The sequence below is a fragment of the Streptomyces tropicalis genome, from assembly GCF_029269835.1.
GTDB classification, from domain to species: Bacteria; Actinomycetota; Actinomycetes; order Streptomycetales; family Streptomycetaceae; genus Streptomyces; species Streptomyces tropicalis.
In genome coordinates this window covers 88,378-101,609 of record NZ_JARJBB010000002.1, presented here as the reverse complement: position 1 = coordinate 101,609, position 13,232 = coordinate 88,378, and the positions used below count along the sequence as shown (strand labels likewise).

At 68.2% G+C, this 13,232-nt stretch carries 19 protein-coding genes; 14 read left to right on the top strand and 5 right to left on the bottom strand.

Annotation, left to right across the window (positions count from 1 at the left end; all coding sequences use genetic code 11):
* Positions 1-56: 56 nt before the first annotated feature.
* The 12 genes from P3H78_RS04450 (at position 57) to P3H78_RS04395 (ending at position 8,230) form a co-directional block, all read left to right on the top strand.
* Positions 57-371: a putative quinol monooxygenase gene (locus tag P3H78_RS04450; RefSeq protein WP_276107434.1), complete on the top strand. Its 315-nt coding sequence runs from the start codon at positions 57-59 to the stop codon at positions 369-371.
* Positions 352-1,590, top strand: a complete 1,239-nt coding sequence (locus tag P3H78_RS04445) for a helix-turn-helix domain-containing protein (protein WP_438827904.1) — start codon at positions 352-354, stop codon at positions 1,588-1,590. The genes P3H78_RS04450 and P3H78_RS04445 overlap by 20 nt, the downstream gene beginning before the upstream one ends.
* A gap of 324 nt (positions 1,591-1,914) precedes the next feature.
* A complete protein-coding gene (locus P3H78_RS04440) occupies positions 1,915-2,271 on the top strand; it encodes an SCO3933 family regulatory protein (protein WP_276107432.1) in 357 nt (118 codons plus the stop codon).
* Positions 2,271-3,647 (top strand): FtsK/SpoIIIE domain-containing protein, encoded by a 1,377-nt coding sequence (locus P3H78_RS04435; RefSeq protein ID WP_276107431.1) that lies wholly within the window; start codon positions 2,271-2,273, stop codon positions 3,645-3,647. Before P3H78_RS04440 ends, P3H78_RS04435 begins: the two co-directional genes overlap by 1 nt.
* 84 nt (positions 3,648-3,731) lie before the next feature.
* Positions 3,732-3,941: a hypothetical protein gene (locus P3H78_RS04430; RefSeq protein WP_276107430.1), complete on the top strand. Its 210-nt coding sequence runs from the start codon at positions 3,732-3,734 to the stop codon at positions 3,939-3,941.
* 22 nt (positions 3,942-3,963) lie between these two features.
* Positions 3,964-4,569, top strand: coding sequence for a DUF2637 domain-containing protein (locus P3H78_RS04425; protein WP_276107429.1), 606 nt, complete (start codon positions 3,964-3,966; stop codon positions 4,567-4,569).
* A 10-nt stretch (positions 4,570-4,579) separates the two neighbouring features.
* Entirely contained in the window at positions 4,580-4,771 is a 192-nt protein-coding gene (locus P3H78_RS04420; protein ID WP_276107428.1) for a mobile element transfer protein, read from the top strand.
* 10 nt (positions 4,772-4,781) lie between these two features.
* The gene (locus tag P3H78_RS04415) at positions 4,782-4,976 is read left to right on the top strand and encodes a hypothetical protein (RefSeq protein WP_276107427.1); all 195 of its coding nucleotides are present in this window, start codon (positions 4,782-4,784) and stop codon (positions 4,974-4,976) included.
* Positions 4,977-4,988: 12 nt separating this feature from the next.
* Positions 4,989-5,237, top strand: coding sequence for a SpdD protein (locus P3H78_RS04410; protein WP_276107426.1), 249 nt, complete (start codon positions 4,989-4,991; stop codon positions 5,235-5,237).
* 115 nt (positions 5,238-5,352) lie between these two features.
* Entirely contained in the window at positions 5,353-6,690 is a 1,338-nt protein-coding gene (locus P3H78_RS04405) for a replication initiator (protein WP_276107842.1), read from the top strand.
* On the top strand, positions 6,690-6,860 hold the full coding sequence (locus P3H78_RS04400; protein WP_438827911.1) for a helix-turn-helix transcriptional regulator: 171 nt from the start codon (positions 6,690-6,692) through the stop codon (positions 6,858-6,860). Before P3H78_RS04405 ends, P3H78_RS04400 begins: the two co-directional genes overlap by 1 nt.
* Positions 6,857-8,230: a tyrosine-type recombinase/integrase gene (locus tag P3H78_RS04395; RefSeq protein WP_276107424.1), complete on the top strand. Its 1,374-nt coding sequence runs from the start codon at positions 6,857-6,859 to the stop codon at positions 8,228-8,230. Before P3H78_RS04400 ends, P3H78_RS04395 begins: the two co-directional genes overlap by 4 nt.
* A gap of 185 nt (positions 8,231-8,415) precedes the next feature.
* Here P3H78_RS04395 and P3H78_RS04390 read toward each other — a convergent pair whose 3' ends face one another.
* From P3H78_RS04390 to P3H78_RS04380, 3 genes are all read right to left on the bottom strand, one after another.
* Positions 8,416-8,577, bottom strand: coding sequence for a hypothetical protein (locus P3H78_RS04390; RefSeq protein WP_276107423.1), 162 nt, complete (start codon positions 8,575-8,577; stop codon positions 8,416-8,418).
* 77 nt (positions 8,578-8,654) lie between these two features.
* Complete coding sequence (locus P3H78_RS04385) at positions 8,655-9,641, bottom strand: hypothetical protein (RefSeq protein WP_276107422.1); 987 nt, start codon at positions 9,639-9,641, stop codon at positions 8,655-8,657.
* A 95-nt stretch (positions 9,642-9,736) separates the two neighbouring features.
* Entirely contained in the window at positions 9,737-10,219 is a 483-nt protein-coding gene (locus P3H78_RS04380; protein ID WP_276107421.1) for a hypothetical protein, read from the bottom strand.
* Between the two features lie 181 nt (positions 10,220-10,400).
* Between P3H78_RS04380 and P3H78_RS04375 the strand changes: the two genes are divergently transcribed.
* Positions 10,401-10,613, top strand: coding sequence for a hypothetical protein (locus P3H78_RS04375; protein WP_276107865.1), 213 nt, complete (start codon positions 10,401-10,403; stop codon positions 10,611-10,613).
* Between the two features lie 363 nt (positions 10,614-10,976).
* Here P3H78_RS04375 and P3H78_RS33280 read toward each other — a convergent pair whose 3' ends face one another.
* Positions 10,977-11,441 (bottom strand): hypothetical protein, encoded by a 465-nt coding sequence (locus P3H78_RS33280; protein WP_313884381.1) that lies wholly within the window; start codon positions 11,439-11,441, stop codon positions 10,977-10,979.
* Between P3H78_RS33280 and P3H78_RS33655 the strand changes: the two genes are divergently transcribed.
* Positions 11,434-11,520 carry a DUF3761 domain-containing protein gene (locus tag P3H78_RS33655; RefSeq protein ID WP_225075656.1) on the top strand — a complete coding sequence of 29 codons (87 nt, stop codon included), beginning with the start codon at positions 11,434-11,436 and terminating at the stop codon, positions 11,518-11,520. The genes P3H78_RS33280 and P3H78_RS33655 overlap by 8 nt on opposite strands.
* 41 nt (positions 11,521-11,561) lie before the next feature.
* On the opposite strand, the gene P3H78_RS04365 is transcribed toward P3H78_RS33655, so the two are convergent.
* Positions 11,562-12,815: a restriction endonuclease gene (locus P3H78_RS04365; protein ID WP_276107841.1), complete on the bottom strand. Its 1,254-nt coding sequence runs from the start codon at positions 12,813-12,815 to the stop codon at positions 11,562-11,564.
* Between the last annotated feature and the right edge of the window lie 417 nt (positions 12,816-13,232).

The following is a 13,232-nucleotide window of genomic DNA, read 5'->3' as shown; positions in this document are numbered from 1 at the left end:
TAGCGTTCGCCGTGTGGTCTGGTGCTGACCTGGATGCCATGGAGAAAGGACCGCGCATGTTCGGACTGATGGTGCGCTTCACCTGCAAGGACGACGCGGCGGCGGCTGCATTCGATGACCTGGTGGCGCGCACTGGTGAGCAGATCCGCGCGCACGAGCCCGGAACGGTGATCTACGCCGTGCACCGGGTTGACGGCCGTCCACTGGAGCGTGTGTTCTACGAGCTCTACCGGGACCGTGACGCCTTCCACGAGCACGAGTCGAAGGACTATGTGAGGGCCTTCCTCTCCGAGCGGGACCAGTACCTCTCCGGTATCGAGGTCGATCGCTTGGACTTCGTGTCCGGCAAGGGTGTGGACGTTGAGCACTGAGTACCAGAAGGCGCTCGGCCGCAAGATCGCTTTCAATCGCAAGCGTCGCGGGTTGTCGCAGAAGGAGTTCGCCGGGCTGCTGGGGCGTTCGGAAGCCTGGGTCTCCCAGGTGGAGCGGGGCGTGCGCCGTATCGACCGCATGACCGTGCTGGAAAAGGTCGCCGAGGTTCTCGAACTCCCCATTGCCGAGCTGGCGGCAGAGGCGCCGATCGTGGCGTCGGTGAGCGAAGTCGAACCCCCCGGCGCGAGCCGGCTGCGGCTCGTGCTGAGTGCGGCGCACTCGTTGAAAGCCGTCCTCGGTCAGCAGGACGCGTCTCCGGATGTGCCGGCGCTCCGCGCTGAAGTCGACCGCGCCTGGTCACTGACGCATCAGGGCAACTACGCCGACCTGGCCGAGTTGCTCGAAGGGCTGGTTCCGCGACTGGAGTCGGCCACTCGGTCGGTTCCGGAGTCGGAGCGTCCCGAGCTGTTTCGCCTCCTGGCCGTCATGTATCACACGTGTAGTGGCGCGCTGGCGAACATGGGGGAGCCTGAGGCGGCCTGGATCGCCGTCGACCGCGCCGTGGTCGCTGCGGAACGGGCGAATGATCCGCTGCTGATGGCGGCTGGCGAGTTCAGGCTGTCTCTCGTCTTCCTCGGGGCCCGTCACTTCGAGCAGGCGGCGCAGGTGTCGGGGAGTGCGGCTGACGCTTTGCGACCCCTGGCGGAGTCCGGACAAGTCGAGGCAGTGGCGTTGCGTGGTGCGCTGACCCTGCAACGGTCGGTCGCTGCTGCCCGGTTGAACCTGGCCGATGAAGCGTACGGGCATCTCCGCGACGCTCGCACGATGGCGGACCAGGTCGGCGACGGGCGAAACGACTACAACACGGAGTTCGGGCCGACCAACGTCGGCCTGCATGAGGTTGCTGTCGCGGTCGATCTGGGGGACGCGGGCGTTGCCCTGCGGGCAGCACAGGGGGTCGATGCATCGGGCCTCTCTGCTGAACGGCAGACCCGCTTTCAGATCGATGTCGCCAGGGCCTATGCCCAGCGTAGACAAGTCGCTGATGCGGTTTCAGCGCTGCTGCGGGCGCGTGAGCTGTCGCCGGAGATCGTGCGGGCCCTCCCGGCGGTGAAGCAGCTCACGGCGGACCTGCTGACCATGGGGCAGTCGCCCTCTGAGGACCTCCGGGCCCTGGCAGCGGAGTTGGGCGTACAGGAAGTACGAACTAGTACCTGAAGTACTAGACAGTACTTCAGGTACGGGTTACTGTGGTTGGTGTCGGCGTACCCCTTCGCCTCCAGCGAAGTCGGTATGTGCGGACATGCGAACGCGCCGTAGCAGGAAGGCAGACCTGCGCCGGCGCGTGAGCGGAAGGGCCACAGAAAGAGATGTGGCCTGAGCGGGAGGCAGCCCACTCAGGCCGGGTGCGTCGTTGGCATCAACGCTCTCGGAGCGTATCGCGCCCAGTCGGTATGCGGTCAACCTCCCGTTGCGTAGTCATTCATCACTGAATGCACCGCGTGTGCTTGCGTGCGGTGCAACGCAAGGGAGAGCAGTTCTGTGCGTGTAATCCGTGTGGAGACCTCGACGGCCACCGTCCTTCTGACCGAGGCTGCCGAGCCCAAGGTCCGGGACCGCCAGACCGGGGAGATCGCCAAGGACGCCATCAGCGGCGAGGCGCTCATGACGCTCGGCGTCGTGTACATCGAAGAGGGTGAGTCCTCGCTGATCAAGGTCACCGTTCCGGAGAGTGGTGTCTCCGAGGGGCTGGCGCTCGGAGCTCCGGTCTCGCTGGTGGGTCTCGTGGCCCGGCCGTGGGAGAGCGTGTTCAACGGCCAGCAGCGGCACGGCATCGCGTTCCGCGCCGCCGCGGTCGCTCCCGCCGACTTCCCGTCCCCGGTCGGGGCCTCGGCCTGATGTCGGACTGGACGACGCTGCTGGAGTTAGGTGGCCCCCTCGCCGCGATCGGTGGCGGGGCCGCCTACACCCGGGCTCGTCACCCGGGTATCTACTGGTCCACAGTCGGGCTGCCGGCATCGACGATTCGGCTTCTGTGTTCGTACGGCTCCGTCATGGAGGCGTGCGGCTTGACCGTCCAGCCTTCCCGGCTGCGCGTCCTCGCCGTCAAGGCGACCACGCGACGCGAGGTCCGGCCTGTGCCTCCGCGGCGAGGCGTCATCCGGCCCACCTCCACGGGCCTGCGGCTTCGACTGCGGCTGGCTCCGGGGCAGGAACCCGCGGACGTCGCAGCATCAGCGGAGCGGCTGCGTCACGCCTGGGGCGTCCACGCCGTTTACGTGAGAGACGTGAAGCCGGGCGTGGTGGAACTCCGACTCATCGGCTTCGACGTGCTGCGCAAGGTCCACATGCCCAAACGGGCCGGCGGCGGACTCCTCAAGGTGCCGGTAGCGCTGCGGGAGGACGCGACGGCCTTCGTTCGGGACTACCGGGCCATCCCGCATCAGCTCACCCTCGGCGCGACGCTGTCGGGCAAGTCCATGTACCTGCGGCATCTGGTCGCCGGGCTGGCACGGCAGCCGGTCGCCCTGGCAGGGATCGACTGCAAGAGGGGCGTCGAGCTGGCCCCGTTCGCCACGCGTCTCTCGGCACTGGCGACCGACCCTCAGCAGGCGGCCGAGCTGCTACCGGTCCTCGTGCGCGAGATGGAGGACCGATACGACCTCATCAAGGTCCGGCAGGGGGTTGCCACTGACACTCCGGACGAGGAGATCACCTCCGATGTATGGGGCCTGCCGGAGCATCGACAGCCAGTGCCCATCGTCCTGTTTGTCGATGAGATCGCCGAGCTCTTCCTCGTCGCAACGAAGAAGGACGAGGAGCGGCGGGACGAGATGGTGACTCAGCTCATCCGGCTCGCCCAACTCGGCCGGGCCGCGGGCATCTACCTGGAGGTGTGCGGCCAGCGCTTCGGTGCCGAACTGGGCAAGGGCGCCACCATGCTCCGCGCGCAACTGACGGGACGCGTCTGTCACCGCGTCAACGACGAAGCCTCCGCCAAGATGGCGCTCGGCGACATCGCCCCTGAAGCCGTTCACGCAGCCTGCGACATCGCCCCCGAGCTGCCCGGCCTGGCCGTGGCCGGCGACACCTCGGGAGGCTGGTCCCGCATCCGCACGCCCTACCTGTCCCTCTCCGACGCCGCAGATGTCTGCCGGGAGTCGGCACATCTGGCCCCCGACGTCCCCGCGCTCGCCCCCTTCCGACCCACGGTCCCGACGCAGCCCCTCGGTACCCCCGCATCGCTGCTCAAGCCGGTACGGGTCACCGAGTAGCCCGCCGCACCAAGCCCCCACGGTCGACACATCCGCCTCGTGTCATGTCCCTACCCCGGCACGCCCGAATCCTGAGGAGCCACCTTGCCTCGGCCATCCATCTCCGACCTGACGGCCTTCCTGGCTGACCTGGCCGACCACCGCGAGTTCGGAGTCGGCGACCACCGCGAACTCATGAGCCGCAAGGCCGACCTGCTGGAACGCATCGCTACCGACCGTCCCGAGGACACCGAAGCGGCCCAGGTAGCCGCCGGTGCCCGCGCGCGAGCCAACGAACTCGGGCCCATCGACTGACCACATCGGAAGGAGCCCAACTGTGCGCGCCTACCTGGCTCGCATCGACGCCGTACTCGTCCAAGCGGTCATCGCCGCCGCGCTCTCCTTCGCCCACCTCCATGACCTCGCCTCAGCCGCGGGACAGGACGGTTGGAAGGCTTGGGCCTACCCGATCTCCGTCGACCTGCTGTTGGTGGCGGCCTGGCGGCGCCTGCGTCGCGGTGGGGCGCGGGCAGCTGGATGGTGCTGGTTCCTCGTCGCGTTGACGGCATCGCTCGGAGCGAACGTCGCCACCGCCGGCCTGCTCGACCTGGACGCCGTCCCGGCCTGGTTGCGCATCCTCGTCGCGGGCTGGCCCGCCGTCGCCTTCCTCGGCGGCACTCTCCTTGCCCACATCAACGACGAGACGTCCGACGTTCCTGCGCCTGACGCCGGCGAACCGGCGGCCGCCATTGCCGAGGCCGCCGAATCACGACCGGTTGTTGCCCCCTCCCCGGTGCCTGTCCCGGCCGCTCTCATCAACCACGCACGCAAGGTCGCCATCGAACACCGCACTCGGACCGGAGAGCCCATCGACACCCCGGCTCTCCGCGCACGGCTCGGTGTCCCAGCACCTCTGGCCGAAGCCATCGCCGCACAGCTGTGAAGGGGTCCACATGTCCGCCAACCGCCGTTTCCGCAGTGTCGTCCGCGTCGGTCCCGTGCAGGTCGGCACGTACTTCGACGGCCGGGGCCGCGAAAAGCACGCTGCCGTCTGCACTGCTCCGCGTTGCGGGTTCTCGGCCGACTACGACAGCCGCGCCGCCGCCGAGCTGGCGGCCCGCACGCACCGCTGCCGCGTCCGCTGAGGGAGCTCCCGTGACTGTCTCGCTCCCGCTGGTCTTCGTCCTGGGTGCTGTCGCCTGGGTCGCGATCAAGTTCCTCGGCGTCCGTATGTGGGTCGCCGTCGTGATCGCGCTCTTCGGCTTCTGGCTGTCCCACACCTTCCTGGCACCCGCCATCGAGAGCGGCACCCGCTCCGGTGTCGGTGTCGTCAACGGCACCAACCGCTGAAAGGAGCTCCTCGTGTTCCGTCCGAAGCTGCCCGACATCCCGACCCTGCCCGGCCCGAACATCATCAGCACCCAGCAGGGCCATGCCCCGGTGCCCTCCGCCGGCCGCTCCCTCAACCCGTACGTGGGTGCGGTCGCCGCGGTGGTCGTCGTGGGGGTCGTGCTCACCGCGCTCCTGGCGGCGGTCGCCGTCACGGCCGTGTCCGTGGCCATCGCCGCGGTGGTCCTGCGCTCCCTCATCACCGGCGCGAACAAGCGCTGACCGGCCGCCGGGGCGGCAAACGCCGCCAAGCATCCCGCCGCCCCGGGGCCGTCCCTCTCCACTGCCGAAACAGCCGAAAGGAACACCCATCATCACCCGGCAGACCCCGCCCCCGCTGGCGGAACTCTCCACGCTGGCCTCCCTCGGCACCCTGCCCGAGCTGGCCCACCAACTGTCCGGCCTGGGCGGCTGCACGCATCCCGTCCGCCTCGACGGCCACCGCACCGAATACGCGGTCGACACCACCACCGGCGAGTTCGGTCGCGCCCTGCACCACCTGGACTCCACCGGCCTGCCCGCCGGCAACCTGCTGGTGCGCTGCAACAACCGCCGCGCCACCCGATGCGCGGCCTGCGCCGAGACCTACCGACGCGATACCTACCACCTGATCACCGCCGGACTCCGCGGCGGCAAGGGCACTCCCGAGCGGGTCGCCACGCATCCCCGGGTCTTCGCCACCTTCACCGCCCCCGGCTTCGGGCCGGTTCACAACCGGCCCTCCAGCGGCCGCGCCTGCCGCTGCGGGATCCACCACGACGACCAGGACCCGGCCCTGGGAACGCCCCTGGACCCGGACCTGTACGACTACGAAGCGGCCGTGCTCTGGAACGCGCACGCCGGGCTCCTCTGGCGGCGCTTCTCCATCTACCTGCGCCGGGAGGTCGCCAAGCGAGCGGGCCTGACTCAGCGTGCCTTCCGCGACCACGCGCGCGTCTCGTTCGCGAAGGTGGCCGAGTACCAGAAGCGGGGCGCCGTCCACTTCCATGCGGTGATCCGCCTCGACGGCCCGGAAGGGGGCGAGACCGCGCCCCCGGCCTGGGCGACGGCCGAGCTGCTGACCGACGCCATCCACGCCGCCACCGCTGCCGCCCGGGTGGACGGCCCGGACGTCGACGGCCGACGGCATGCCTTCGTCTTCGGCCGTCAGCTCGACGTCCGTCCGATTCGGTCGGCCGACTTCGACGGCGGCCAGGAGCTCACCGAGCGGGCCGTGGCGTCGTACATCGCCAAGTACGCCACCAAGGGTGCCGAGACGGCTACGGGTACCCTCGACCGGCCCTTACGGTTCCTCGCCGAGCTGGCACAAGCCAGGATCACCGAACACGCCGGACGCATGATCCGCACCGCCTGGACCCTTGGCGCCCGCAAGGACCTGGCAGACCTCCGCCTGCGGGTCTGGGCCCACATGCTCGGCTTCCGCGGCCACTTCTCCACCAAGTCCCGCCGCTACTCCACCACCCTCGGCGCCCTCCGCGACGCACGCGCCGACTGGCGCCGCGCCCAAGCCGTTCCGGTCGTGCCGCAGGAGGGCGAAACCACGCTCGTCCTCGCCCACTGGGTGTTCGCCGGCACCGGCCTCAGCGCTGCTGAGAGCTGGCTCGCAGCTTCCCTCGAACCCGCCCCCGGAACGGAAGGAGAACCGACATGGACCAGCACCGCCGCGACGAGCTGATGACTGTCCGCCAGGTGCTCGACGAGCTGGGCGGTGTTTCCCGGCGGACCTTCTACCGCTGGCGCGAACTCGGGCACGGACCGGCGGCATTCAAGCTCCCGAACGGAGAGCTCCGGGTGTGGCGGAGTGACTTCGCCACGTGGCTGCGACAGCTGGAGGCGGCGGCGTGAAGTCCCTCGATGTCAAGGTCTGGGGTGTCCGTAAGCGTGACACCAAGACGCCTTCGTACGGTGTCCGCTGGTCTGTGTCGGGCAACGTCTTCTCGGAGTCCTTCCGGACCAAAGCGCTTGCCGATCACTACCGCACCAAGCTCATGCGTGCGATGCGCGACGGGGAGGAGTTCGACTCGACATCGGGCCTCCCTGCTTCGATGGAGGAGCAGAAGTCGGCCGTGTCGTGGTACGACTTCGCTCTCAGGTACCTCGCGATGAAGTGGCCGCATGCCGCCCCCAACACGCGAGACGGCATCAACGAATCGCTCACCAGCGTGACTGTGGAGCTCCTCGACGAGCGTGCTGGGCGGCCGGCCGAGGAGGCGATCCGCAAGGCGCTGCGCAACTGGGCCTTCGTTTTGCCGGGGCCTGCCGACCGGGACGTTCCTGACGACGTGCGGAACGTCCTTCACTGGGTGGCCAAGGCGTCGCGGCCGCTCGCCGATCTCGCTGAACCTGCAACGGCGCGTGCAGTGCTCGACTCGCTGAAACTCAAGCTCGACGGGACTGCTGCGGCGGCGGAGACGGTGCGGCGTAAGCGTCGGACGCTCGTGAATGCCGCGAACTATGCGGTCGACCTGGGGGAGCTGCGAGAGAACCCCATCACGGCAGTTCGCTGGCAGAAGCCGAAGGTGTCCAACCAGGTTGACCCTCGCGTCGTCGCCAACCCGGAGCAGGCTCGCAATCTCCTGGCGGCCGTCTCCTATGTGGGCGGGTACCGGCGTGCTCGTGGGCGTCGCCTCGTGGGCCTGTTCGCCGCCATGTACTTCGGTGGTCTCCGGCCGGCTGAAGCGGTCGGCCTCGCCGAGACGGACCTGGTCCTTCCTCAGCAGGGCTGGGGATCGGCTCTCCTTCACCGGACCCGCCCGTCGGTCGGCAAGCAGTGGACCGATTCGGGGGAGACCCACGACGACCGCGGGTTGAAGAACCGACCGACCGAGGACGTCAGGCGGGTGCCTATCCCACCCCACCTCGTCGGCGTGCTCCGCGAGCATCTGGCTACCTTCGGGACGGCCGGCGACGGGCGGCTGTTCTTCAGTGAGAAGGGGTCCGTCGTCCCGTCGTCCACGTACTACCGCGTGTGGCAGGAAGCTCGGGTGCTCGCGCTGCCACCAGCCGTCGCGGCCTCGCCGCTCGCGAGCCGACCGTACGACCTTCGGCACTCTGCCCTGTCGACGTGGCTCAACGCGGGTGTTGACCCCACCGAGGTCGCCGAGCGGGCCGGCAACAGTGTTGAGGTATTGCTGACCCGCTACGCGAAGTGCCTCGACGGGCGGCAGGACGTCGCCAACCGACGTATCGAAGACCTGCTTCGCGAGTACGAGTGACGGTCACCTGATCGTGCCCGGGCCCCTGGCATCCTGACCAGGGGCCTCGTCGTTTGCGCTACCCCATCAAGCAGATGATCGATTACCCCGCCCAGAGCGCGTGTCTCCCGTCCTTCCGCCGCAGTGAGGCAGAGGCGGCTGCACGCAGGTGATGCGAGTCCCGGACTCGGCCGGGGCTGGCGGGCTCAGCGGTCGTCGTAGTTGACGAAGTAACTCACGACGATGAGCACGCCGAGTATCCCCACGCTGAGCATGCCGAGGGCTTTCCAGATCCCTCCTCCGTCCACGGCCCAGCGCACCCCGCCGGCGAACCCGCTGACGGCCATGCAGATGCCGAGGACGAGCATCCGTGAACTTTGGGGTCTCAGCCAGTGCCGCAGGTCCGGGCGGCGGCGCCCGCCTGTGGGGGGGCCTGCGGAGTGCGTCACTGGTACCTCACCTTTCCCGGTTCCGCCGGGGCGTCCACGTGGGTGTCGCCCGGTCCCTTGGGCGCGCCGGGCGTGTAGTAGAAGTCGATACCCGTCGCGACCACAGCGACCGGCACGCCGAATATCTTCTCTCCGAACTTACCGATCGTGTTGATGAACGTGGGGCGATGGTGCTTTCCGCGTACGTCGCTCAGGAGGGCGCCTTTGGCAAGGTGCTTGCTGGCCTCGCCGCCGGCGGCGGAGGGGGCGCCACCGATAGCCCCCTGTACCGCGCCGTTCATGTCTCCGTGCAGGAATGCCTCGCCGCCGTCCATCCAGGAGCGATAGCTGAGGAACTCTGCGATGGGCTTGATGGTGCCGCTGCCCCATTTGGCGGGCGGCGTGTACTCCTCCGAGTCCGTCTTGGTGTGCTGCGCCTGTCGGGCGTCGGTTCTCACGTCCTTGAGGGACCCGTAGTACGTACTGCTGAACTCGGCTTTGTTCTTGGTGAGTTGCCACAGGCCCCAGGAACAGGTCGAGTCCGCTTCCGCTGCGCGACCGGTGATCGCGTCGATGCGACGCTGCATGGCGTCGAAGTCGTCCTGTGTCACCACGCACTCAGGATCCCCGTGGGACATCCGCTGTGGCTGAGGACTACGGGTCAGCGTGCCGTCCGCGTGGATCGTGATGCCGGCGGGCGGATTCTCGCAGAGGTCCTTCAGGTCGTCCCTGGCCGCCTTGATCTTGTCGTGTGCGGCACTCAGCAGGTTTCCGATGCTCTCCGCCTCGGCGACGGCGTCGGCGAACTCGTCGGACACCCGGACGACGAACGGTTTGGTGACGCTGGCGTTCGCGCCCTTCCACTCGGTGCCCTGAGCCAGGCTGCGCATGCTCCCGGCTTCCTTGGCGACTTTCCTCAGCAGGACCGCCATGGCGGCCCAGTCGTCGGCCGCCGACTGCAGCGGAGAAAGATTGACGTGGAGAAGTTCTTCGAAGGTCGGCATCGGCCCCCCTGTCGTTTCCGGCGTTACCGCCGTTGTTTTCCGGAGGGTTTCCGTGCCGCTTCGGAATCCCTCGCCCCGTACACACCGACCAGCCGTCACATGATGGGACCGTCCGACTTGGGAACGTGGGGCGCGTCGGGGCCCGAGGTGGGTGGCGGCACGTCCAGGTACTCGGAGATCTTGGAGACCTGTACCTGCGTGGCGATGAAGTGATCATCGCGCTTCGAAGACTTCACCGAGTAGTCGAGATGGTTGGAGATTTGAGCGCAGGCGTCGAGCAGTACCTGAAGCTGCCCGTGCCAACCCTCGCCGGCCTTGGCCAGCGCAGCGCCCATGTCGAACCCGTCGTTGTCCAGGCTCTTTGCGGCGGCCTCGGTCTGCGACCGCGCGTAATTGCCGGCGCTCGACAGGTGCTGGTGCAGCAGGAAGGCCGCATGCCCGATCTCCCCCATGTCGTCGTACTTGAGGACAAGGTCCGCGCCACCGGGCGACGGTCCGCCGGGATCCATGCCGGGCGCGCTGTCCAGCCGCATCTGGGCCCTTGCCTTCAGTTCCGCCCACTCCTGATCGAACGACATTGACTTGACACCCCGTTACATCGTTGATCGGAAAAGCCTATCCCTGACGCCGCGGGGACCCCACGGCGGCACCATTAGATGAACGTCAAGACCGACGACTGGCTGGTTTGAACGCCACGTCGCCGCGCTGGAGATCCGGGCGCTGTGGCCGACCCGCAGGGAGAGCAGGCCACTGAGCCCCTTGGAATCAATTGCGGGAGGCCTGGGTGCGTTCTGCGTCGAGCACGCGCTCGATGTCTCTCCGCGCGTTGTCGAGGGTGTCGACCCCACCGAGGTCGCCGAGCGGGCCGGCAACAGCGTTGAGGTCCTGCTGACCCGCTACGCGAAGTGCCTCGACGGGCGGCAGGATGTTGCCAACCGGCGTATCGAGGACCTGCTTCGCGAATACGAGTGACGTTCGCCTGACAGTGTCCGAGTGGCCCCTGGCATCCCGTGGATTCCAGGGGCCACGTCGTTTTCCGGTCAGGTTTCTCGCGCGCCGCGTGTGACGCCAGGCCTCACCGAAAGGCTGGCTACCGCCGTGTACGAGCGCTCGTCTTGCGTACGTCACATCTAGCGGCCACTTCCGTTTGCTGCTGACGGAGTTGATCGAGTGGCGGGGCTGGTGGCTCGGGCGCGGAGGTGGCCGCCCCGGGAGGGTAGTTGAGAGTTGAAATGTCACAACAGGGTCACCATCTTTACTTATCCCTCACATCTGACGTGTCCGCGCAGATAGGTTCACCCCTCACGTACTGAAACAGGGGGGACCCATGAGCTACTACCAGCCCCAGCCGCCGTTCCAGCCTCCGCCCGGACCACCGGCCGTCCGTCCCGCACCGAAGTGGGCCCGCAAGCGATTCGTGCTGCCTGCCCTGGCCCTGGCGTTCATCATCGGCGTAGGTAGCGCGGGCGCCGACGGCCAGAAGCCGAACGCGACGAAGTCGGTGGCTGACGACAAGGTGCAGCCGACGGCCACGGCCACGGTCACCGCGACGGCCACGGCCACGGTCACCGCGACGGCCACGGCGACGGAGACCGCGAAGCCGAAGCCCGCGCCGACCGTGACGAAGACGGTCAAGGTGAAGGTGACCGTCACCGCGCACGCCGCCGCCGCGGGGTCGGGAACAGGCAGCAGTTCGACGTCTGACGGATCGTCGTCCAGCGGCGGGTCCAGTTCGTCCGGTGGCTCCAGCTCTTCGGGTGGCTCCAGCTCTGCGGGCGGCGGTGCGACGGCACTGTGCAATGACGGTACATACTCGTACGCCGCTCACCATCAGGGAGCTTGCTCGCATCACGGTGGCGTGGCCGTCTTCTACCGGTAGCCGCGCGAGGGTGCCTGAGGGCCACCCGCTGGAACAACTCCCTACGGTGCCGCAGTGCCGTCGATGGTGTCCGTTGGGGTGGCTGCGTGAGCGCCTGCAGCTCGGCTCGCCTGCTTGTCGGCTGCTTCCAGCAAGCTGAGGGCAGGCGGGTTGACGGGTTGTGGTGTTCCTTGCAGATCGTATTGAAAGAGTGCGATGCCCTGCTGAGATGCCCATGCGATGGCCGGGTGGGTGTAGCCGGCCATCGAGAAGAACAGCGCGGCACGCTGCTTGGCGGTCGCTACACCGTGCAGTTGCTGGACGGTGGGACGGGTGGTGGGGCTTCCTTCCTTCTTAACCTGGGCCACAGCGCGCTCGGCAAGGACGTCGATGCCTTCGTCCGCACCGACGGGGGTGGCCACGGCATCGGTGAAGCCCAGGTAGCACATCCAGTCGACGGCAGCGAGTTCCGCGTCCCGGGCGTCGCGGATGAGCCGTTGTGCGGGGCGATGGACTGAGTCGGCCGGCGGGGCGGCCGCAGCGGCTTCTTCACGGGCCGCCAGAGCGACGCGCAGGCGCGGATACCGGAAGAACCGAAAAATCAACTCCCCGACCGTCAGATGTCCCCCGCTCCATTCGGTCGGGTCGCTCACGTCCTCGGGCTGTGGGTCGAATCGGTAGGAGATGCCTTTGTCCGATACGGCCGCTCCCCGTTCGGTCAGGATCAGCAGGGCGGGGCGTGCGTTTCCCTCGGTCTCCGACTGCGCGACACACAGGATGCGTTCGTCCACGGCGACGTGTCGACGCGTCAGACGCTCCGCCTCGGCCTGAAGGCGTGGATCGCGCGCCCCGAGCGTTTTCTCCAGGCAGTGGGCTATCGCCTGGTCCTGCGGCGTTCCCCGCGCCGGGAGATCGTCGAGCAGTTCCTGCACCGCGCGTTGCAGCGTCCGCGCCGCTTCGCGTGTGCGGCGCTCCGCGATATCGGCGGCAGCCGCCTGCCGCTTCTGCTCGGCGTGTGCAGCAGTACGGGCCCTCATCCGGGCGTGCCGAGTTGCGTCACGTTCATGGCGGGCGGTGTTGCGCCGGCCAGCCGGGGTCTTGCCGAGTAGCCACAGAATCGATCCGGTGAGGACGAAGACGGCTGTTCCGCTTGCCCACACGGCGGGAGACACGAAGGCACCCACGAGCAAAACGAGGATTCCGATCGTCATCACAAAGGTGAGCACCGTCGAGATCAGCTCGACGCGGGCATCGCCCGGCGAACGCGGTGCCATCCTGCCCGGAGCGGCGCCGTCGACGGACGCTGCTGCCCCCATCACCTCCACGGGCTGCCACCCCGCGGCCGTCCGGCCGAGTCCCCTGCAGCCTCCGGGGCCCTGGCCGTGATAGCCGATGATCCCCTGGTTGATCGGTGCCTTGCGCCCGCACACCGGACATCTGCCGCGATCCACCGAGCCCCCTCAACGTGCACCCCTGTACGCAGAAGAAGGAACAGTAGTGGACAGACAGGCAGTGGTCAGGGGAGGGCAACCGGTCTACCCGATGACGACAACGGCGTGATGATCTACTGGCACGTGGAGCGCAACAACAGCGCGGGTCCGGCGTGCCGTCAGGCTTGGCCCGCACAGCATTGAGGTTCCAAGTCGTCGTTCTCGCGGGGTGTCACCTGCGGCAATGCCCCAAGATCCCGTCCACGCCTCGTCCACAGACTCCGACATACGGCCGCTCCGGGC

Excerpts from the sequence above, each read along its gene's own strand:
- P3H78_RS04450 (WP_276107434.1), top strand. The coding sequence starts at position 57 with ATGTTCGGACTGATGGTGCGCTTCACCTGCAAGGACGACGCGGCGGCG.
- P3H78_RS04435 (WP_276107431.1), top strand. The coding sequence starts at position 2,271 with ATGTCGGACTGGACGACGCTGCTGGAGTTAGGTGGCCCCCTCGCCGCG.
- P3H78_RS04420 (WP_276107428.1), top strand. The coding sequence starts at position 4,580 with ATGTCCGCCAACCGCCGTTTCCGCAGTGTCGTCCGCGTCGGTCCCGTG.
- P3H78_RS04400 (WP_438827911.1), top strand. The coding sequence starts at position 6,690 with ATGACTGTCCGCCAGGTGCTCGACGAGCTGGGCGGTGTTTCCCGGCGG.
- P3H78_RS04390 (WP_276107423.1), bottom strand. The coding sequence starts at position 8,577 with ATGCTCGTCCTCGGCATCTGCATGGCCGTCAGCGGGTTCGCCGGCGGG.
- P3H78_RS04385 (WP_276107422.1), bottom strand. The coding sequence starts at position 9,641 with ATGCCGACCTTCGAAGAACTTCTCCACGTCAATCTTTCTCCGCTGCAG.
- P3H78_RS04380 (WP_276107421.1), bottom strand. The coding sequence starts at position 10,219 with ATGTCGTTCGATCAGGAGTGGGCGGAACTGAAGGCAAGGGCCCAGATG.
- P3H78_RS04365 (WP_276107841.1), bottom strand. The coding sequence starts at position 12,815 with ATGGGGGCAGCAGCGTCCGTCGACGGCGCCGCTCCGGGCAGGATGGCA.